This window comes from Roseateles sp. (genome assembly GCF_031397715.1).
In the GTDB taxonomy this organism is placed as follows: domain Bacteria; phylum Pseudomonadota; class Gammaproteobacteria; order Burkholderiales; family Burkholderiaceae_C; genus Paucibacter_A.
This window is the reverse complement of the sequence record NZ_JANNMI010000063.1, coordinates 1-19,680: the sequence shown is the minus strand read 5'-3', so window position 1 is coordinate 19,680 and position 19,680 is coordinate 1. Positions and strand designations below refer to the sequence as shown.

Annotated in this window: 16 protein-coding genes and 1 pseudogene; 15 read left to right on the top strand and 2 right to left on the bottom strand. The window is 65.3% G+C overall.

What is annotated here, in order from left to right:
* The 3 genes and pseudogenes from RMO57_RS02955 to RMO57_RS02945 form a co-directional block, all read left to right on the top strand.
* Positions 1-492, top strand: a 492-nt coding sequence (locus tag RMO57_RS02955; protein ID WP_310384058.1) for a PEP-CTERM sorting domain-containing protein, incomplete at its 5' end; no start/stop codon positions are given.
* 168 nt (positions 493-660) lie between these two features.
* Positions 661-1,842, top strand: a complete 1,182-nt coding sequence (locus RMO57_RS02950) for an acyl-CoA dehydrogenase family protein (RefSeq protein ID WP_310384056.1) — start codon at positions 661-663, stop codon at positions 1,840-1,842.
* Between the two features lie 13 nt (positions 1,843-1,855).
* Positions 1,856-2,965 (top strand): annotated as a pseudogene (locus RMO57_RS02945) (acyl-CoA dehydrogenase family protein).
* 6 nt (positions 2,966-2,971) lie between these two features.
* Here RMO57_RS02945 and RMO57_RS02940 read toward each other — a convergent pair.
* Together RMO57_RS02940 and RMO57_RS02935 are read right to left on the bottom strand one after the other, a co-directional pair.
* A complete protein-coding gene (locus RMO57_RS02940; RefSeq protein WP_310384052.1) occupies positions 2,972-3,955 on the bottom strand; it encodes an isoaspartyl peptidase/L-asparaginase family protein in 984 nt (327 codons plus the stop codon).
* The gene (locus RMO57_RS02935; protein ID WP_310384050.1) at positions 3,952-4,890 is read right to left on the bottom strand and encodes a MurR/RpiR family transcriptional regulator; all 939 of its coding nucleotides are present in this window, start codon (positions 4,888-4,890) and stop codon (positions 3,952-3,954) included. Before RMO57_RS02935 ends, RMO57_RS02940 begins: the two co-directional genes overlap by 4 nt.
* Positions 4,891-5,323: 433 nt before the next feature.
* Here RMO57_RS02935 and RMO57_RS02930 point away from each other — a divergent pair, with 433 nt between their 5' ends.
* The 12 genes from RMO57_RS02930 to RMO57_RS02875 form a co-directional block, all read left to right on the top strand.
* Positions 5,324-5,857 carry a DUF4402 domain-containing protein gene (locus RMO57_RS02930; RefSeq protein ID WP_310384048.1) on the top strand — a complete coding sequence of 178 codons (534 nt, stop codon included), beginning with the start codon at positions 5,324-5,326 and terminating at the stop codon, positions 5,855-5,857.
* Between the two features lie 46 nt (positions 5,858-5,903).
* Complete coding sequence (locus RMO57_RS02925; RefSeq protein ID WP_310384047.1) at positions 5,904-6,146, top strand: hypothetical protein; 243 nt, start codon at positions 5,904-5,906, stop codon at positions 6,144-6,146.
* 6 nt (positions 6,147-6,152) lie between these two features.
* Positions 6,153-6,623, top strand: a complete 471-nt coding sequence (locus tag RMO57_RS02920; protein WP_310384046.1) for a DUF4402 domain-containing protein — start codon at positions 6,153-6,155, stop codon at positions 6,621-6,623.
* A gap of 10 nt (positions 6,624-6,633) precedes the next feature.
* Positions 6,634-7,461 carry a molecular chaperone gene (locus tag RMO57_RS02915; RefSeq protein ID WP_310384044.1) on the top strand — a complete coding sequence of 276 codons (828 nt, stop codon included), beginning with the start codon at positions 6,634-6,636 and terminating at the stop codon, positions 7,459-7,461.
* A complete protein-coding gene (locus RMO57_RS02910) occupies positions 7,461-10,151 on the top strand; it encodes a carboxypeptidase-like regulatory domain-containing protein (RefSeq protein ID WP_310384042.1) in 2,691 nt (896 codons plus the stop codon). Before RMO57_RS02915 ends, RMO57_RS02910 begins: the two co-directional genes overlap by 1 nt.
* Before the next feature lie 21 nt (positions 10,152-10,172).
* The gene (locus RMO57_RS02905) at positions 10,173-10,931 is read left to right on the top strand and encodes a 16S rRNA pseudouridine(516) synthase (RefSeq protein WP_310384059.1); all 759 of its coding nucleotides are present in this window, start codon (positions 10,173-10,175) and stop codon (positions 10,929-10,931) included.
* 212 nt (positions 10,932-11,143) lie between these two features.
* Complete coding sequence (locus tag RMO57_RS02900; RefSeq protein WP_310384040.1) at positions 11,144-12,985, top strand: response regulator; 1,842 nt, start codon at positions 11,144-11,146, stop codon at positions 12,983-12,985.
* A 32-nt stretch (positions 12,986-13,017) separates the two neighbouring features.
* Positions 13,018-14,040 (top strand): bifunctional riboflavin kinase/FAD synthetase, encoded by a 1,023-nt coding sequence (locus RMO57_RS02895; protein ID WP_310384038.1) that lies wholly within the window; start codon positions 13,018-13,020, stop codon positions 14,038-14,040.
* A 146-nt stretch (positions 14,041-14,186) separates the two neighbouring features.
* Positions 14,187-17,024: an isoleucine--tRNA ligase gene (gene ileS, locus RMO57_RS02890; protein ID WP_310384036.1), complete on the top strand. Its 2,838-nt coding sequence runs from the start codon at positions 14,187-14,189 to the stop codon at positions 17,022-17,024.
* Between the two features lie 3 nt (positions 17,025-17,027).
* Complete coding sequence (lspA, locus tag RMO57_RS02885) at positions 17,028-17,528, top strand: signal peptidase II (protein WP_310384033.1); 501 nt, start codon at positions 17,028-17,030, stop codon at positions 17,526-17,528.
* Positions 17,529-17,601: 73 nt separating this feature from the next.
* The gene (locus RMO57_RS02880; RefSeq protein WP_310384031.1) at positions 17,602-18,381 is read left to right on the top strand and encodes a DUF2189 domain-containing protein; all 780 of its coding nucleotides are present in this window, start codon (positions 17,602-17,604) and stop codon (positions 18,379-18,381) included.
* 52 nt (positions 18,382-18,433) lie between these two features.
* A partial coding sequence (locus RMO57_RS02875) for a histidine kinase dimerization/phospho-acceptor domain-containing protein (RefSeq protein WP_310384029.1) occupies positions 18,434-19,680 on the top strand: 1,247 nt, incomplete at its 3' end.

Sequence of the window (19,680 nt, the reverse complement as noted above, 5' to 3'; positions counted from 1 at the left end):
GCCGGCAACACCCAAGTCTTGAACAAGGTCACCGAGTTGTTCAACTACGCCTATGCCGATGCGACGTTGACAAACAACAGCATCAAGTCGGCCGCGTTCCAGTTCGCACTTTGGGAGGTCTTGGGTGACACCAAGGCCGGTGCCAACGCAGGGAGCTGGGCCAACTACAACGCCACCTCGGGTGGCTTGCGCGAAGGGACGACGGCTGGCGGCGCCACCGCTCTTGCCTCGACGGGAGCCGGCGGATACAGCGCCGCGCTGACAAGCCAAATCAACACCTATTTGACCGCCTTGAATACCGGCACCTGGGCGGGCATCGGGACCGGCACGGCGTCGAACTACTCCTTTACGGTCTTTAACTCGGCAACCAGCCAAACCTTGGTGAGCGTGACCCAGAACGCCGTTCCCGAACCAGGCTCCTTGGCGCTCGCCGGCTTGGCCTTGTTCGGTGTCGTCTACACCCGTCGCCAAGGCAAAGCAAAGACCAGCTGATATCGGCCACAGCGGCTGAGTCAATTTGAGCGAAAGCGGCCCTTGTGGCCGCTTTTTTGTTGGGCGGCGTCGGCGCGCTGTCGCTGCTGAGACAAAACCAATTAGAACGTTCGTGCTAAAACCCAGTTCGGATCGATCGGTCGTTCCGAACAAGGCAGAGGAAGCAGCATGGACTTGAATTTCACAGCGGACGAGCTCAACTTCCGCGCCGAGATCCGGCAATGGGTGGCTGACAACCTGCCCCCGGACATCAGCGCCAAGGTGCACCAGGCGCAACGCCTGGCTAAGAGCGATATGCAGCGCTGGGCGCAGATCCTGGGCAAGCAGGGCTGGCACGGCTGGGCCTGGCCCAAGCAGTTCGGCGGCCCCGGCTGGAACGCCGTCCAGCGACATTTGTTTGAGGAAGAATGCGCCCTGGCCGGTGCGCCGCGCGTCGTTCCTTTCGGCCCCGTGATGGTGGCACCCGTCATCATGGCCTTCGGCACGCCCGAGCAGCAGCAGCGCTTCCTGCCCGGCATCATGAGCGGCGAGGTCTGGTGGAGCCAGGGTTATAGCGAACCGGGCTCGGGCTCCGATCTGGCCTCGGTCAAGTGCAAGGCCGAGCGCCAAGCCAATGGCAGCTTCCTCGACAATGGCCAAAAAGCCTGGACCACGCTGGGCCAATACGGCGACTGGATCTTCTGCCTGGTGCGCACCGACAACTCCGGCAAGCCCCAAACCGGCATCTCCTTCCTGCTGATCGATATGAAGTCACCCGGCGTGACCGTACGCCCCATCATCATGCTGGACGGCGAGCATGAGGTGAACGAGGTGTTCTTCGACAACGTCGAGGTGCCGGCCGAAAACCTGATCGGCGAGGAGAACAAGGGCTGGACCTACGCCAAGTACCTGCTCGCTCATGAGCGCACCAATATCGCCGATGTGAACCGCGCCAAGCGGGAGCTGGAACGCCTCAAGCGCATCGCCAAGGCCGAGGGTTTGCTTGACGATATGCGCTTCCGCGATCAGGTCGCCTTGCTGGAGGTAGATATCGTCGCGCTGGAAATGATGGTGCTGCGCGTGCTGTCGGCCGAAAAGAGCGGCCGCCAATCGCTCGACGTGGCCGGCCTGTTGAAGATCCGCGGCAGCGAAATCCAGCAACGCTACGCCGAGCTGATGATGCTGGCCGGCGGCCCCTATAGCCTGCCCCTCATTCACGAGGCGATGGAGGCCGGCTGGCAGGGTGACCATGTCGGCGCCGCCTATTGCGCGCCGCTGGCCAGCCATTATTTCAATACCCGCAAGACCACCATCTACGGTGGCTCGAACGAAGTACAACGCAATATCGTCGCCCAGACGGTACTCGGCTAAGGAGCGCAGCAAGATGGACTTTGATTTCACCGAAGACCAGGATTCCCTGCGTGATGCGGTCGCCCGCTGGGTCGCCAAGGACTATGACTTTGCGCAACGCCAGGCCATTGTGAAGACCGGCGGCTTCTCGCGCCAGGCCTGGGACGGGCTGGCCGGCTTGGGCCTGCTGGGGCTGGCTGTGCCGGAGGCGCATGGCGGCATGGGTTTCGGCGCCATCGACGCGATGGTGGTGATGGAGGAATTGGGCCGCGGCATCGTGATGGAGCCGTTCGCACAGGCCGGCTTGATCGCCCCGGCGGTACTCAAACATGCGCCCGCGGCCGTGCAGGCCCAGTGGCTGCCCAAAATAGCCGCCGGCGAGGCCCTGGTCGTGCTGGCTCAGCAGGAACGCGCGGCGCGCTACAGCCTGAGTCAGGTCAGCACAACGGCGATGGACGGCAAGCTCAGCGGCACCAAGAACCTGGTGGCGGCCGCCGACCAAGCCGACGCCTTCATCGTGCCGGCCGGTCAGCCTGACGGCATCGCGCTCTATCTGGTCGAGCGCGGCGCCGCCGGCGCCAGCAGCCGCGCCTACGGCCTGCAAGACGGCTCCCGCGCCGGCGACTTGATCCTGAATGGCGCCAGCGCCAGCCTGCTGGTCGGCCCCGAGCAGGGTCTGGCGGTACTGGAGTTGGCCGTCGATGTCGGGCTAGCCGCGCTCTGCGCCGAGGGCGTCGGCGCGATGGAAAAACTCGTGGCCATCACTGCCGACTATATGAACCAGCGCAAGCAATTCGGCGTCACGATCAGCAGTTTCCAGGCGCTGCGCCACCGCATGGCGGACGTGAAAATGCAGCTGGAGCTGGCCCGCTCAATGAGCTATTTCGCCAGCTTGAAACTGAACGAGGATGCCCCGGTACGGCGGCGCGCCTTGGCGCAGGCCAAACTGCAGCTGTGCCAGTCCATGCGCTTTGTCGGCCAGCAATGCACGCAGCTGCACGGCGGTATCGGCGTCACCGATGAATACATCTCCAGCCACTAATTCAAGCGCCTAACCGTGATGGAAATGCAGTTTGGCGACAGCCTGCATCAGCTCGGCGAGGTCAGCGCCCGCATGACGGACACGGCCGGCGTGTTCGCCTGATTCAGGCTAGTCATCCCCATAAATCCCCAGCACCGGCGCCGCGCCGACCCGCGCATAACCTCGGTACATGCCCTCGGTATTGAAGCGCAGGCTGACGTCGCCATTGGCTGCCACGGCGATCAAGCCGCCACTGCCGCCCACCGCCGGCAGCTTGAGTTGAATCACGCTGTCGACGGCGGCCTGCAAGGGCAGACCCAAGTACGCCATTTGAGCGGACACATCGTAGGCAGCGCAGATGCGCATAAAGGCCTCGCCGGTGCCGGTGCAAGACACCGCCACCGTGGCGTCATTGGCGTAGCAGCCGGCGCCGATGATGGGCGAATCGCCAACCCGGCCGGGCTGCTTATTTGTCATGCCGCCGGTTGAGGTGGCGGCGGCCAAATGGCCGGCCGCGTCCAGCGCCACCGCGCCGACGGTGCCGAGCTTGCGGGCATCGTCGAGCGGGCCCGATCGCTGGGTCTCAACATCATGATCGAGCCGAGCACCGCGCGCCTCACCCTGCGCCGCCCGTAGTTGCGCCAGCCGCAGCTCGGTGCCGAACCATGCCGGCGCGACCTGCTCCAGGCCCTGAGCGGCCGCGAATGCATCGGCCGCGGCGCCGATGAACATCAGATGCTCGCTGTGCAGCAAGACGGCGCGGGCCGCCAGCACCGGGTTGCGCGTCGTGCTCAAGCCGGCCACGGCGCCGGCCTGCAGATTGCTACCGTCCATCACGCTGGCGTCCAGCTCATGGGTGGCGGCCGCCGTATAGACCGCGCCACGCCCGGCATTGAACAGCTCGCATTCCTCCAACTGGCGCACCGCCTCGACCACCACCTCCAGCGCCGGCGCGCCGGCGCCGAGTTGGGCCTGGCCGGCCAGCAAGATGCGCTGCAGCGCGGCCAGATACGCGGCCTCCTTGGCGGATGTCATCTTGCTGCGCAGCAAGGTGCCGGCGCCGCCGTGGATGGCCAGCAGCGGCGTCGCCGGCTGGGTGGATCTTGTGCTCATGGCTCACTCCCGTCTTTGCCTATTGAAGCCGCCCGCTGGGTAGGCATTGGCGGGCCACTCTTGCTGAGATGCAGCCAAGGCATCACGAAGCGCGTCAATTCCTGCACCCGCACCACGGCCTGCGGCGTGCGCCGTGCCACCGCCGCGCACAGGGCCTCGATGCAGGCGAGCGTGGCCGTGCTCGAGGTCGCCGACATTTGCTTGCTGGCGGGGACATACAACACCTGGTCGGCCAACGCCACCACCGGCGAGCTGGCCTGGTCGGTCAGCGCCAGGATCTTGCAGCCCCGCTCACGCGCCAGCCCGGCCAGCGTCAACGCGTCCTCGCTATAGCGCGGCATCACGATCAGGATCAGCAAATCCTCCGGCCCGAGCTTGAAGATCTGACGCGCCGCATGGGTCGGGCCGGCCATTTGCGCCAGCGTCACAACGTCTGCGCAATAGGCGTCCAGCTCATGGTGCAGCAGCCCGGCGAGGAATGCGCTGGCACCAAAGCCCATCGTATTGACGCGCCGAGCGGCCAGGATCAGGTCGACCGCGCGCTCGCAGCTCGCCGGCATGAGCGCCTCGCGGATACGCTCGAGATTGCGCCTGTCCTCATCCAGCGAGCCGGCCATCGCCTCGGCACTGTCGGCCGCGGGCTGAGCCAGGCCGCTGCGCAGCCGCTCGACCGGCGCCAAGGTGGTCTCGAAGGCCCGCGCCAGCTCGGCCCGAAACTGAACATAACCTCGAAAACCCAGTGCCACCGCAAAGCGATTGGCCGAGGCGATCGACACCGCCGCTGCACCGGCAAAGTCATCAATCGATGCGGTGGCGGCCCGAAACGGATGCGCCAGCACCGCCGCCGCCATGCGCTGCTGGGTAGCGGGCATCAAGGGCGCGCGCTGGGCAATCTGCTGCAACAAGGGCAAATTGGCGAGCCGAGGGTTGCTCAAGAGGTTTGCATTCAATATGAAAAAATACTTTCAATAACCGGCTTAAAACAGAAACTATTCTTTCATCGATGATTCTAAAATTCACTCCATGAAAACCCTAGCAGACCGCTAAAAAGGGTCGACAGAGTGCGGGTTAATACTCGTTTTCCAGGCCTCGAATGCCAACTCCATCACACTTTAAAACGACCTTCAAAAACGCCGCCAAGTCATTGATTTGCAAGTATTTTCTTGAATATTTATTAAGCCAAAAAGAGACCCTTTCTTGACCGTTCAAGAAACCCAATTGCTCGTAAATTACGGTCACCGGGGACAAAGAAGTTAGTTTTATATTTCTGTGCTGCCGGCAAGCACCGACGATCGCCCGCCGCAGCAGAGCAGTAGCCCAAGCAGCGAAAGATGGACTTATCAAAAAAACCTAAACCAAGAGAATTTCATGAACATTCAATTCAATCGCCTTATCCGTAATTGCATCATCTTGTCCAGTTTGAGTCTGGTCGCGGCCGGCTCGGCCTTTGCGCAACAAAGTGCCAGCGCCTCGGCGGACGCCTCGGCCACCATCATTCAGCCGATCGCGATCACCAAGACCTCGAATCTGGTGTTCGGCAACTACGCGGTCGGTGCCACCGGCGGCAGCGTCTCGTTGAGCACGGCCGATGCGGTGACGATCAATTCGGGCACCATCGCTCAACCGGCGGCCAACAAGGGCAGCCCTGCGGCGGCCGTGTTTGCGGTCAGCGGCGAAGGCAGCTTCACCTATGCGATCACCCTGCCCAGCGACGGCACCGTGTCGCTGACCGGCGCCGGCGCGGCGATGCCGGTGACCGGCTTCGTCAGCAGCCCGGCCGCGACCGGCACCTTGACGGCGGGTGCGCAGAACGTCAAGGTCGGCGCGACCCTGAACGTCGGGGCCGCCCAGGCGCCGGGCGCCTACACCGGCGCGTTCTCGGTCACCGTCGCCTACAACTGAGCGACGCAGACCGACCAGTCAACCCGCCCGCACCCGCAGCCAGGCCATGAAAAGAACAAGCGCCTGGCGCGCATGGCTGGCCTCCGTGATGGCGGCCGCCTTCCCGACCCAAGCCGCTGCACCACGGTCGGCACAGGCGGTCAGCATCTTGAACGCTCAAGCCAATGACGGCAGCTTGCGCGGCGACCCGGCGGTGGCGATCACGGCGAGCAGCTTGACTGGCGCAACCGCCGCCCCCGGAGAGCCTGTGGCGACCGACCGGCTGAGCATCATCGTCGGCTACAACTGAATCTCTATGCAAGCGCGCCTGCACATCCGCCGCCGCGGCCTGGCCTTGGCGAGCGCAGCCATCTTGGCCTTCAGCGTGGACCGTGCGGCGGCACAAAACGTCGTCCGCACCGCCGGGCTGTCCTTCGGCAGCTTCCTGGCCGGCCATGGCGGCAGCGTGCAGGTGAGCAGCAACGGCCGTTGGAGCAAGAGCGGCGGCGTGATCCTGCTGGGCCAAGGCAGCGGGGCCGCGGCGGCGCAATTCATCATCACCGGCAGCTCCGGCGCCGGCTACACCATCGGCCTGCCCGCCGATCACAGCGTGCTGCTGACCTCTGCGAACGGCCACAGCCTGGCCGTCAACGGCTTCATCGCCAGCCTGAACGAACTCGGCCCGACGCTGAAGGAATTGCGCATCGGCGCGAGCCTGAACGTGGGCGCCAATCAAGCCGCCGGCACTTACTCCGGCAACTACAACATCACGGTTGAATACCAGTAGATCCACCACCATGATCAAGTTTTCCGCCCTTGTACTGCTGAGCCTGTTGGCGCTGACCGGCAGGGCCCATGCCGACCTGATGCTCTACCCGACCCGCATCGTGATGGAGAAAAACCAGCGCGCCGCCCAGGTCGAGCTGATCAACCAGGGCAAGACGCCCGAAACCTACCGCATCAGCTTCGTCAACCGCCGCATGGGCGAGAACGGCGAATTCGTGGCCATCGACACGGCCGGACCGGGCGACTTGTTCGCCGACGCGATGCTGCGCTTCTCGCCCCGCCAGGTGACGATCGCGCCCGGCGCCTCGCAAACGGTGCGCCTGCAACTGCGCCGGCCGGCCGATCTGGCCAGCGGCGAGTACCGCTCCCATCTGCAATTCGAACGGGTCGCAGAGACCGCCAGCGGCAGCAGCGTCGAAGATGTCGGCGCGGGCCCGGGCAAGGAGGTCGGTGTGGTCTTGAACGCGCTGATCGGCGCGTCCATCCCGGTGATCGTGCGGCATGGCGAGATGCAGCTGGAGCTGAGCCTGTCCGAGCTGCTGCTGGAGCAGGCCGATGGCGCGCAGCCGGTGCTGGGCTTTGCGCTCAGGCGCAGCGGCAACCGCTCGGCCTACGGCGACTTCCAGGTCTTCTACACCGCCAAAGGGCGCCCCCCGGTCGAAGTGGCCAAGGCCGGCGGCGTGGCCATCTATGCCCCCAATCCACTGCGCAAGGCGCGCATGCCGCTGAACCTGCCGGAGGGCGCCAAGCTTGAGCAGGGCACGCTCCAGGTCGTCTACCGCGACCGCCCCGAACTGGGCGGCAAAACCCTCACCGAAGCCAAGCTGACCCTGCCTTGATGGCGACCCGCCTGCTGGCCCTGGCGGGCTTGGTCCTGGGTCTGCTGTGTGCGTCCCTGTGTGCACCCTGTTTGGCCGCCCCGGCACCCGCAGCGCTCGACATCGAGGCCAATTCCCTGGTGCTGGAGGTGCTGCTGGAGGGCCATCAACTGTCCGACAGCCTGAGCGCCTATCAAGACGGCAAGCAACTGCTGCTGCCGCTGGCCGAGCTGGCGCGGCTGCTGAGCTTGGGGCTGACGGTCGACGCCGAACAAGCCAGTGCCAGCGGCTTCATCCTGCGCGAAGAGCGCCAGTTCGCCGTCTCGTTGGCCAGCGGCATGGTCAGCCTGAACGGCCGCGAGCAGGCCTTCCCGCTGCACAAGGTCCGTCTCATCGACGGCGATCTCTATGTTGCCCAGGACCTGCTGGCGGTTTGGCTGCCGGTCGATCTGAGCACCGACATGGCCCGCCTGCAGTTGCACATCCAGCCGCGCGAACGCCTGCCCATGCAGGAACGGCTGGCGCGCGAGAGCTTAGGCGGCAGCGTCCATGGCCAGACCGCCGACGCCGCCGCCCTGCGCGGCTACCCGCGCAGCCAAGCCCCGATGCAGGCCTTCAGCCTGCCCTTCATCGAACAGACCCTGGGCAGCCAGGCCCGTGCCGACCGCCAGGGTCGCCAGTTGCAGGCCGTCTACACCGCCTACCTGACCGGCGACCTGCTCGGCCTGGAGGGCTCGGCCTTTGTCGCCAAGTCGCGCGACGGCGGCGCGCCCACGCTGCGCCTGACGCTGGGCCGACACGACCCCGAGGCCGGTTTGCTGGGGCCGCTGCGGGCGCGCTCGGCCGAGATCGGCAATGTCGCCGTGCCCGGCGTCGCCAATGTGCTGGCCGGCAATGCCAGCGGCAACGGCATCTTGCTGAGCAACCGCGCGCTCGAACTGCCGAGCAATTTTGACCGTCACAGCCTGCGCGGCGACCTGCCGCCGGGTTGGGACGTCACGCTCTACTACAACGACGCGCTGGCCGGCTATCAAGCCAGCCGCGGCGATGGCCGCTACGCCTTCGAGGACCTGCCGCTGTCCTTCGGCACGAACGAATTCCGCCTGGTCTTCAACGGCCCGCTCGGTCAGCTGCGGGTCGAACGCAAGAGCTTTCTGCTCGATCGGTCCAACGTCAAGCCCGGCGAGTTGCTCTATTCGCTCGCCCAGCAGCGCACCGGCTGGGGCGGTCTGCACAGCGTGGCGCAGCTCGATCTGGGCCTCGGCCGTGCCCTGGCGGCGAACGCCGCGCTGGTGAACATCAATGCCGGCAAGGCGTCTGACAGCTACGGGCAACTGGGGCTGCGCGGCTACGCCGACAACTATGTGCTGAGCGGCCAGCTGACCCGCCAAGCCAGCGGCGCCGGCCTGGCCGAGTTGGGCCTGAAGACCCGGCTGGGGGGTCACTCGATCGACCTGCTGCATCAACAGCATCTGGGCCGCTTCAGCAGCGCGCTGTTCCCCGCCGGGGTCGACCCCTTGCGCTACCGTGACAAGCTGCGCCTGTACAGCATGCTGCGTCCGCCGCCAAGCTGGGGCTCGGGGGCGTTGCCGGCGCTGTCGCTGGTGGTCGAGGCCGTGCACGACAGCCTGGTCTCGGGGACCAGCAACCAGGCCCTGCTGGGCCGCGCCGCGACCGTGCTGGCCGGCACCTCGGTCTCCAGCACCCTGCAATGGCAGCGCCTCGGCGCCACCCAGGGGCCGAGCAAGATCAGCGCCGACGGCGGCCTGCAACTGAGTCGACGGATCGCCGGCTTCGGCCTGAGCGCCGGCCTGGCCTTCGGCATCCGGCCCACGCCCAAGTTGCAGAACCTGGCCATCACGGCCGACCGCGACCTGGGCGGCGGCTACCGCGTCAACGCCGGCCTGCAGCAGGCCATCCTGTCCAAAACCACCCAGCTGAGCGTCGGTCTGAGCAAATTCCTGGGCAGCTTCGGGCTCTCCTTGAGCGGCAGTTGCAGCAGCCAGCGCGAGTTTGCCGTCGGCCTGCAACTGTTCATGGCGATGGGCCACAACCCACGCAGTCGGAGCTGGTTCTTCGACGCCCAACCGCTCGCAGGCACCGGCGCGGTGTCGGCGCGGGCCTTTGTCGACCGCAATCTGAACGGCCAGCGCGATGCGGACGAGCCGGCCGTGCCGAACGCCGGCTTCATCCTGAACGGCGGCGGGCGCCACCCGCAACTGACCGACGAGCAGGGCAGCGCCCTGATCGCACGCCTGCCGGCCGGCCAGTACAGCGACATCGCGGTCGACGTCAATACCCTGGAGGACCCGCAATGGCGACCCGCACAGCCCGGCCTGCGGGTGCTGCCCAGACCCGGCAAGGTGGAGCTGCTCGAGTTCCCCATCGTCGCCACCTCGGAGATCGAGGGCATGGTCTATCTGGTTGCCAATGACGGCAACGACGGCGGCAAGCGCAAACGACGCGGCATCGGCGACGCCCGCATCGAGTTGGTCAATCAAGCGGGCCAGGTGATCGCCCAAGCGCTGAGCGCCTCGGACGGCTACTACCTGCTGCACCAGGTCATGCCGGGGCGCCACAGCCTGCGCATCGCACCCGAGCAGGTCGCCAAACTCAGGCTGAGCGGCCTGCTGGCGCGCCCGCTTGACGTGCCGGCCGAGGGCGACTTCATCGTCGCGCCCGACTTTGAACTGGAGGGGCTTGCACGCTGAGGGACAATCCCCCCCATGAAGATGCATATCGCCCAAATCCTGTTTTCCCAAGGCTTCGGCAGCCGTCGCCTGTGTTCCGGACTGCTGTTCAATGGCGAGGTCAGCATCGGCGGCCATGTCATCGCCGACCCCTGGGAGGAGTTCGAGACCGAGGGCCTGGAGTTCGAGGTCTCGGGCAAGACCTGGCCCTATTACGCCAAGGCGCTGATCCTGTTGAACAAACCGAGCGGCTATGAATGCTCGCGCAAGCCCAAACACCACCCCAGCGTGATGAATCTGTTGCCGGCGCCGCTGCGTGAGCGCGACGCCCAGCCGATCGGCCGCCTCGACGAAGACACCACCGGCCTGCTGCTGCTGACCGACGACGGCGCGCTGATCCACAAGCTGACCAGCCCCAAGCACCATGTGCCCAAGGTCTATGAGGCCCAGTGCAAACACCCCGTAACGCCTGAAATGGTGGCACAACTGCTGGCCGGTGTGGAGCTGCGTGAGCCGGAGTCGAGCAAGCCACCTGGCAGTCCCGGCGCCAAGCCCGAGCGCACCGTGCCCTACAAGCCCGAGCAAGTGCGCGCCGAGGGTGCCGAGGCCTTCGGCACGCATGGCCTGCGCCTGACCCTGATCGAGGGCAAATACCACCAGGTCAAGCGCATGGTGGCGGCCGTCGGCAACCGGGTCGAAAGCCTGCACCGACCGCAGTTCGGCGCACTGACCCTGCCGGCCGATTTGAAGCCGGGCGAATGGATCTGGCTCAGCAGCCCTGACCTCATCACACCCACATAACAGCCTGATGACACTGGGCCGGGCCTGGTGTTTGCCCTCAAAAAACAAGCCAGCTGCGGCGTCCGCGCGACGATTCAGGGAAGACCCGGGTCATTTTGTAACAAAGTGTCTGTAGAACCTCGACTTTAGAGCGGCGGCATGGACAAGGATCCCGGCCGACCGTCAAAGAGTTGCCAAAAAAGTGCAGCCGATTTGCCGAGGGAATACCGAAAATGACTGCAGCAGTTGCCTTGGAGCAGGCGCCACCCGACATCACCGAACAGGTGAAGTCGGAGCGTTTCGCATCCCTATGTGAGCGCATCATCACGCCCTCGCTGATGGGCGTGGCTTTCAGCTTGGTGCCTGTGTTGCTGTTTTGGCCCCATCTGCCACAGACGATGCTGCTGACTTGGTTCGGCGTCAAATTGCTGCTGAGCGGGCTGCGCTGCTGGGATGCCCTGAAGTTTCGACGTTACTGGCAAGCCAGCCCCAGCACGCCGACCACCCAAGCCTTGACCCCATGGCGGCGGCGCTTCATGGTCACGCTCGCCCTGGAGTCGCTCAGCTGGGGAGTCGCCGGCTGGTTCTTTCACGCCAGCGCCGCACCCGAGCTTGAGGGCGTGATTCTGGCCGCCTTGGTCGCTCTGAGCGGCATCACCCTTCTCAATCTGGGCGGCCGCTGGCGCGCCAATTTATTGTTCAGCGGCTTCGCATTGGCGCCGCTGATCGCCTACCACCTGAGCTTGGGCAGCCAGCTCGGCGCCTTCACAGCGCTGGGACTGATGACATTTGTGGCAATTGGTCTGCACGAATCAAGGCGCGCCGACAAGCGCAGCACCGAGCTGCTGCGCATGCGCTTGGTGACCGACCGCGTCGCCCAGCAGCGCCAGCAAGCGCTGCAGACGGCCGAGCAGTCCAGCACCAGCAAGAGCCGCTTTGTGGCGAATATGAGCCATGAAATCCGCACCCCGTTGAACGGCATTCTGGGCATGACGCAACTGCTCGAACGCTCGGGCCTGGACGCGCAGCAACGCGAACAGGTCGACATCATGCGGCGCTCCGGCCACCATCTCTTGGCGCTGGTGAATGACATTCTGGATCTGGCGCGCATCGAATCCGGCAAGCTGGCGGTCGACTCCGGCCCCGTCAATGTGCGGGAGACCGTCGACGATGTCTGCCGCCTGCTGGGCGAGGCAGCGCGCGACAAGGGTCTGGGCTTCGAGCTGCATCTGAGCCCCACCCTGCCTCATTACGCGCTCGGTGACGCCTCGCGCATCAAGCAGGTGCTGCACAACCTGATCGGCAACGCCATCAAGTTCACCGAACGGGGTCAGGTCTTGATCGAGGTCGGCACCACGCTGGACATGCGTGCCGGCACCTTGTTGCGCTTCGCCGTGCGCGACACCGGGGAAGGCATCGCCGCCGACCAAATGGAGCGCGTGTTCGCACCTTTCGAGCAGGCCACGGCCCACAGCGGCCAAGCCAACAAGCCACGTCGCCAAGACGGCACCGGCCTGGGCCTGACGATTTCACGCGAGCTGGCGCGTGCGATGGGCGGCGACCTGCGCTGCAGCTCGGTCCCCGGCCAGGGCTCGCTGTTCGAGTTCACCTTGCCGCTGCTGCCCTGTGTGGGCGAGATCCCGCCGCTGAGCGCAGCGCGCGGCGTGGTGCGGGCGGCGCCCAAGTTGTCGGGGCGCGTGTTGTTGGTCGATGACAGCATGGTCAATGTGCTGGTCGCTACCGCCATGCTGGAGAGTTGCGGCCTGCAAGTCGACCAAGCCGAGGACGGTCTGCAAGCGCTGGAGCGGCTGGAAACCGCCGCCTATGACCTGGTGTTGATGGACTGCCAAATGCCCAAGCTGGACGGCTTCGAGGCGACCCGCCGCTGGCGCGCCCAAGAACGCAGCCAGTTCCTTGGCCATGTGCCCATCGTCGCGCTGACCGCCAGCGCGGTGAACGGCGACCGCGAGCGCTGCATACGCGCCGGTATGGACGACTACTTGGTCAAGCCCTTCGAGATGGATGATTTGGTGGCGGTGGTGCAACGGCATCTGCAGGTAGCGGAGCTGGCCTGATCAGTCCGACAAGCGCGGCCATAATTGCGCCCATGCATGTATATCGCGGTTTCAACCACCCCGGCATTGCGCCCGCCTGCGCGCTGACCATAGGCAATTTCGACGGCGTTCACCGTGGCCATCAGGCCATGCTGGCCCTGCTTAGATCGGAGGCGCAGCACCGCGGCCTGCCGTCTTGCGTGATGAGCTTCGAGCCGCATCCGCGTGACTTCTTTGCCGCTAAGTTGGCCAAGCCCGACTTGGCGCCGGCCCGCATTGCCTCGCTGCGTGACAAGCTCAGTGAATTGGAACGCTGCGGCATCGACCAAGTCGTGGTGCTGCGCTTTGACGAAGGCCTGGCCAATCTGAGTGCGCAGGACTTCATTCAGCAAGTGCTGCAACGAGGCCTGGGCGCCAAGTACATTCTGGTCGGCGACGACTTCCGCTTCGGTGCCAAACGCCAGGGCGACTACGCCACGCTGGACGCGGCCGGTCGTGCGCAGGGCTTTGACGTCGCGCGGATGATGAGTTACGAGGTACATGGCCAGCGGGTCAGCAGTTCGGCGGTGCGCGAGGCCTTGAGCGCAGGCGATATGGCGGCCGCCGCTCGGCTGCTGGGCCGGCCCTATTCGATTTCCGGCCATGTGGTGCACGGTAAAAAGCTGGGCCGCAGCTTAGGTGAATCTGAGCCCGGGGCGGCAAACGGCTTTCGGACCTTGAACCTGCGCTTTGCCCATGCCAAGCCGGCCGCCCAAGGCATATTCGCGGTACGCGTGCATGGGCTGGCAGCACAGGCGCTGGACGGCGTCGCGTCGCTGGGCGTGCGCCCGACAATTGAAGAGGCCGGCCGCGTTTTGCTGGAGGTGCATTGCCTGGACTGGCCTGCGCCGCTCGGCGTGAACGGGGCCTACGGTAAACTCGTGCGTGTGGAACTACTGCATAAACTTCGCGCCGAGGCCCGCTATGACGGGCTGCCCGCCTTGACGGCCGCCATCCGGCAGGATGTGACGGACGCCCGCGCCTTTTTGGCCACGCATGCGGCCATGCTGCGCCAAACCACCCGCGACCGAATTTGACGCGACCGCTGCGGCCTAATTTGAATCGCGCGCCGCTCGCCCCTAGATTCGCACCGGCCGCTGTTCAGCGGCGCCCCTCTCTCCAAGCTGCGGCCGCGCGCAAACAAGCGTGACGGCAGCAAGCCCAACGTATGAGTTCCGCCATCATGACGACAGACAAAAAAGACTACCGCGCCACGCTGAACCTGCCGGACACGCCCTTTCCGATGCGCGGCGACCTGCCCAAGCGCGAGCCGGGCTGGGTCAAGGCCTGGGACGAGCAAGGCACCTATCAGCGCCTGCGTGCGGCGCGTGCCGGCGCGCCCAAGTTCGTCTTGCACGACGGCCCGCCTTACGCGAACGGCCAGATCCATATCGGCCACGCCGCCAACAAGATCTTGAAGGACATGATCGTCAAGGCGCGCCAGTTGGCCGGCTTTGACGCCGCCTACATCCCCGGCTGGGACTGCCACGGCCTGCCGATCGAGAACCAGATCGAGAAGACCTTCGGCCGCGGCCTGCCGCGTGATGAGGTGCAGGCCAAGAGCCGCGCCTATGCCGGCGAGCAGATCGACGCGCAGCGCCAGGATTTCAAGCGCTTGGGCGTGCTGGGCGATTGGAACAATCCTTACCGCACCATGGACTTCAAGAACGAGGCCGGTGAGATCCGCGTGCTCAAGCGCCTGTTCGAACGCGGCTTTGTCTATCGCGGCCTGAAGCCCGTCTACTGGTGCTTTGATTGCGGCTCCTCGCTGGCCGAATTCGAAATCGAGTATCAGGACAAGCAAAGTCCGGCCGTCGACGTCGCCTTCCTGAGCGCCGAGCCCGCCAAGCTGGCCGCCGCCTTCGGTCTTGCTGCGCTGGAGAAAGAAGCCTTCACCGTCATCTGGACGACGACGCCCTGGACCATCCCGGCCAACCAGGCGCTGAACCTGAACCCCGAGCTGGTCTATGCCCTGGTCGACACGCCGCGTGGCATCTTCATGATCGCCGAGGCGCTGGTAGAAAAATGCCTGGCTCGCTGGCAGCTGGAGGGTCAGATTTTGACCACCACGCTGGGCAAGAACCTGGCCGGCCTGAACTTCAAGCATCCCTTGGCCCATGTCGACCCGGGCTATGACCGCAACAGCCCCGTCTATTTGGCCGACTACGCCACCGCCGAGGACGGCACCGGCGTGGTCCACTCGGCGCCCGCCTATGGTCTGGATGACTTCCAGTCCTGCATCGCCCACGGCATGGCCTTCAAGGACATCATCAACCCGGTGCAAGGCAACGGCGCCTACGAGGCCGAGCTGCCGCTGTTCGGCGGCCTGCATATCTGGAAGGCCAACCCCGTCATCGCCCAAGCGCTGGAAGATGCCGGCCGCCTGCTCTCGCACACCAAGATCACCCACAGCTACCCGCATTGCTGGCGCCACAAGACGCCGGTGATCTACCGGGCGGCGGCGCAGTGGTTTGTGCGCATGGACGAGGGCGTTGGTCTGTTTGCCACAGAAGCGCCCGAGAAGTCGCTGCGCCAGACTGCGCTCGAAGCGATCGAGGCGACCAGCTTCTACCCCGAGACCGGCCGTGCCCGCCTGCGCGACATGATCAAGGGCCGGCCCGACTGGTGCATCTCGCGCCAGCGTTCCTGGGGCGTGCCCCTGCCAATCTTCCTGCATAAGGACAGCGGCCTGGCGCACCCGAACACGCTGGACTTCATCGAGCGCGCGGCCGTCATCGTCGAGGCCGGTGGCGTCGAGGCCTGGGCCAAGCTGGACCCGGCCGAATGGCTGGGCGCGGAAGCTGCCGAGTACAGCAAGGGCAGCGACATTCTGGACGTCTGGTTCGACTCCGGCTCGACCTTCCAGCATGTATTGAAGGGCAGCCATCTGGGCGCGGCACACGCCGAAGGCCCCGAGGCCGACCTCTATCTGGAAGGCCATGACCAGCATCGCGGCTGGTTCCACTCGTCCTTGCTGGTCGCCAGCGCCCTCTACGGCCGCGCACCCTACCGCGGCCTGCTGACGCATGGCTTCACCGTCGACGGCCAGGGCCGCAAGATGAGCAAGTCGGTCGGCAACACCGTCGCACCCCAGCTGATCAGCGACAAACTTGGCGCCGAGATCATCCGCCTGTGGTGCGCCGCCACCGACTACTCGGGCGACCTGGCCATAGACGAGAAAATCCTCGCCCGCGTGGTCGACTCTTACCGCCGCATCCGCAACACCTTGCGCTTCCTGCTCGCCAACACCAGCGACTTCGACCCAGCCAAGGACGCCGTGCCGGTGGACCAGATGCTGGAAGTAGATCGTTATGCACTGGCCCGTGCGGCCGAGCTGCAGGGCGAGATCCTGGCGCATTTCCAGCGCTATGAGTTCCACCCGGTGGTGGCCAAGCTGCAGGTCTATTGCTCGGAAGACCTGGGCGGCTTCTACCTCGATGTGCTGAAGGACAGGCTCTACACCACCGCGCCCGACAGCCTGGCGCGCCGCTCGGCGCAGACCGTGCTGTGGCAGCTCAGCCACGCGATGCTGCGCTGGATGGCGCCATTTCTGAGCTTCACCGCCGAGGAGGCCTGGGGAGTGTTCGAAGGCGGCCACGGCGGCAACAGCATCTTCACCGAGACCTTCTGGGACTTCAAGGCGCCCGACGCCGAGCTGCTGGCCAAATGGACCCGTGTGCGCCAAATCCGCGAGGCGGTCAACCGCAGCATCGAGGAGGTCCGCAAGGCCGGCGATGTGGGCTCCTCATTGCAGGCCGACGTGGTGGTCGGCGCACCGGCGGCCGACTTGGCCTTGCTGCAAACGCTCGGCGATGACTTGAAGTTTGTGTTGATCACGTCGGCGGCCACGCTGACCGAAGCGTCTGAATTGACCGTGTCGGTCAGCCCATCCGCACAGCTGAAGTGCGAGCGCTGCTGGCATTACCGCGCCGACGTTGGCACCAACGCCGAGCATCCGGCGCTGTGCGGCCGTTGCGACAGCAATCTGCACGGCAGCGGCGAAACCCGCGCGGTGGCCTGAGCGATGGCGACCAAAGCGAAAAGCAGTGCCGGCGGCAACAAGCTGGGCCTCTGGCTGGGCTTGGCCCTGATCGTGATCCTGCTGGATCAGTTCACCAAGGTCTTGATCCTGGGGAATTTCCAGTTAGGGGACAGCCGCTTCGTCACCAGCTTCTTCAATGTCGTGCGTGTCCACAACACCGGGGCAGCTTTCAGCTTCCTGGCCGGCGCCGGCGGCTGGCAGCGCTGGTTCTTTGTCGGCCTGGGCGCGGTGGCGACGGTGTTCATCACCGTGATGCTGCGCCGCCATGGCCAACAGACGCTGTTCGCCACCGCGCTGAGTCTGATCCTGGGCGGCGCCATCGGCAATGTGATCGACCGGTTGCTGCACGGCTATGTGGTCGACTTCATCCAGGTGCATGCGGGCGGCTGGTATTTCCCGTCCTTCAATATCGCCGACAGCGCGATCACGGTCGGCGCGGTTCTGTTGATCTGGGATGAAGTCCGCCGCGTACGGCGCGGCTGACGCCTGATTAAAGCGGGCGGACTGCTGGAAAGTCCGCTGGTGCGCAGCCCCCGCCATGCTCTACGCTGCGCGGATGACGCAGACCAAACCGCTTGAACCGCCGCCGCTCGACAATTCCTTCAACATCCCGCTACGCCCGCTGAGCCTGCGCGACCCGCTGCGCTGGTTGCGTGCGGGTTGGCGCGACTTTTGCCGCGCTCCCGCCATCGGCCTGTTTTATGGCCTTTGCTTCATGCTGATGGGCTGGGCGATTCTGGGTGTGTTTCGACATGCACCGATTTACACCTTGGCCTTGTCGGCGGGCTTTTTGTTGGTCGGACCCTTGATGTGTTTGGGCCTCTACCAGGTGAGCGCAAGGCTGGAGAGGGGTGAAAAACCGACCTTGCTGGACTCGCTGACCGCATGGCGGCGGCGCCTGTCGCAGATCGCCATCTTCGGCGGCGTGCTGTTGATTCTGGAGATGATCTGGGGGCGCGCCGCGCTGATCGTTTTCGCCGTTAGCTTTGACGGCATGCCGGACTTTGCCGGCTCGATCACCAAGCTGCTCGACCCCGAGAACCTCAGCTTCATCGTTGCCTACCTGGCCGTGGGCGGTCTGTTCGCTGGTCTGATCTTTTCAATCAGCGTGATTGCCATGCCTATGCTGTTGGCCCGCCAAGCCGATGCCGTCACAGCCGGTCTGACCAGCCTGCGCTTGGTGCTGGCCGAGCCTGCTGTGATGCTGTTCTGGGGCTTCTTGATCACCAGCATCGTGGTGCTGGCCCTGCTGCCTTGGTTCAGCGGCCTGCTGATCGCAGGACCCGTGTTGGGCCATGCCAGCTGGCACGCTTACCGGGCCGCCGTCGTCGACTAAGCCACAATATCGGGTTTGCTCCCGACTTAGCCCCTGCCTGCGCAGATTCCTCATGCTCGACTTCTCTTGTTTGACGCACTACGACTGGCTCGACGTGCCCATGTGGGTGTTTGACGCCGAGCGGCAACGCAATCTTTGGGCCAACGCGGCCGCCCTGCGCTTTTGGCAGGCGGGCAGCGCGGAGAAGTTTTTGTCCAGCGATTTCTCCGACACCAGCGAAGCGGTGCGCGAGCGTTTGGCCGTTACCGCCGCCGACCACAGCCAGGGCAAGATCGTGCGCGAGCAGTGGACGCTCTACCCGAAAGGCCAGCCCACCACGGCGATGCTGGTGTCGCGCGGCATCCTGACCCCGGACCGCCGCCAAGTGATGCTGTTTGCGGCCGACTCATTGGCCAGCGGGGCCGACCTGAGCGCGCTGCGTGGCATCGAGGCCTTGCAGCACACCTCCGTGCGCGTCGCAATGTACAGCCTGAAGGACGGCAGCTGCCTGATGCGCAACCCCGCCGCTGCCTTGACGTTTTCACAAGCCAAGCCAGCCCCTAGCGCCCAGCAGGCCGAACTTGAGGCCATCTTTGCCCTGCCCGAGGACGCCGCGCATGTGGTCGCGCAAGTGCGGGCGGGCCAGAGCGTCAAGGCGGACTTCGAGCTGCGCACCAGCGCCGGTCTGTGCTGGCACGGCATCAACGCCAGCCCGATGCGCGACCCCGCCACCGGCGAGGCGGTCTTGCTTCTGAATGCCCGCGATATTGCCGACCTGAAAGCCAGCCAGGCGGCGCTGGAAACGGCGCGTGAGGCCGCCGAAGCTGCCAGCCAGGCCAAGAGCAGCTTCCTGGCCAATATGAGCCACGAGATCCGTACGCCGATGAATGGCGTGCTGGGTCTGACCGAGCTGGTGTTGCTGACCGAGCTGACCGACAAGCAGCGCAAATTCATCGAGCTGGCCCACAACTCGGCCAAGGGGCTGATGGTCATCATCAACGACCTGCTTGACGTGGCCAAGATTGAGGCCGGCCGGGTGCTGATCGAGCAGTCACCGTTCTCGCTGCACGACTGCCTGCGCGAGGCCCTGCACCCGCTGCTGCTGCAAGCGCATGAGAAAGGCATACAGCTGCATGCACGCGTGCAGCCGGGCGTGCCGCAACGCGCCATCGGCGACGCGCTGCGGCTGCGCCAGGTGCTGGTCAATCTGGTCGGCAATGCGTTGAAGTTCACCGAGAAGGGCGAGGTGCGGGTTGAAGTGCAGATGGTTGAGGCGCTGCCAGTTGAGGCTGACGTGGCATCGGCAACCGAAGTTGGGCT

Coding starts and splice junctions, on each gene's coding strand:
- RMO57_RS02950 (WP_310384056.1), top strand. CDS start 661: ATGGACTTGAATTTCACAGCGGACGAGCTCAACTTCCGCGCCGAGATC.
- RMO57_RS02940 (WP_310384052.1), bottom strand. CDS start 3,955: ATGAGCACAAGATCCACCCAGCCGGCGACGCCGCTGCTGGCCATCCAC.
- RMO57_RS02930 (WP_310384048.1), top strand. CDS start 5,324: ATGAACATTCAATTCAATCGCCTTATCCGTAATTGCATCATCTTGTCC.
- RMO57_RS02925 (WP_310384047.1), top strand. CDS start 5,904: ATGAAAAGAACAAGCGCCTGGCGCGCATGGCTGGCCTCCGTGATGGCG.
- RMO57_RS02920 (WP_310384046.1), top strand. CDS start 6,153: ATGCAAGCGCGCCTGCACATCCGCCGCCGCGGCCTGGCCTTGGCGAGC.
- RMO57_RS02915 (WP_310384044.1), top strand. CDS start 6,634: ATGATCAAGTTTTCCGCCCTTGTACTGCTGAGCCTGTTGGCGCTGACC.
- RMO57_RS02910 (WP_310384042.1), top strand. CDS start 7,461: ATGGCGACCCGCCTGCTGGCCCTGGCGGGCTTGGTCCTGGGTCTGCTG.
- RMO57_RS02905 (WP_310384059.1), top strand. CDS start 10,173: ATGCATATCGCCCAAATCCTGTTTTCCCAAGGCTTCGGCAGCCGTCGC.
- RMO57_RS02900 (WP_310384040.1), top strand. CDS start 11,144: ATGACTGCAGCAGTTGCCTTGGAGCAGGCGCCACCCGACATCACCGAA.
- RMO57_RS02895 (WP_310384038.1), top strand. CDS start 13,018: ATGCATGTATATCGCGGTTTCAACCACCCCGGCATTGCGCCCGCCTGC.
- ileS (WP_310384036.1), top strand. CDS start 14,187: ATGACGACAGACAAAAAAGACTACCGCGCCACGCTGAACCTGCCGGAC.
- lspA (WP_310384033.1), top strand. CDS start 17,028: ATGGCGACCAAAGCGAAAAGCAGTGCCGGCGGCAACAAGCTGGGCCTC.
- RMO57_RS02880 (WP_310384031.1), top strand. CDS start 17,602: ATGACGCAGACCAAACCGCTTGAACCGCCGCCGCTCGACAATTCCTTC.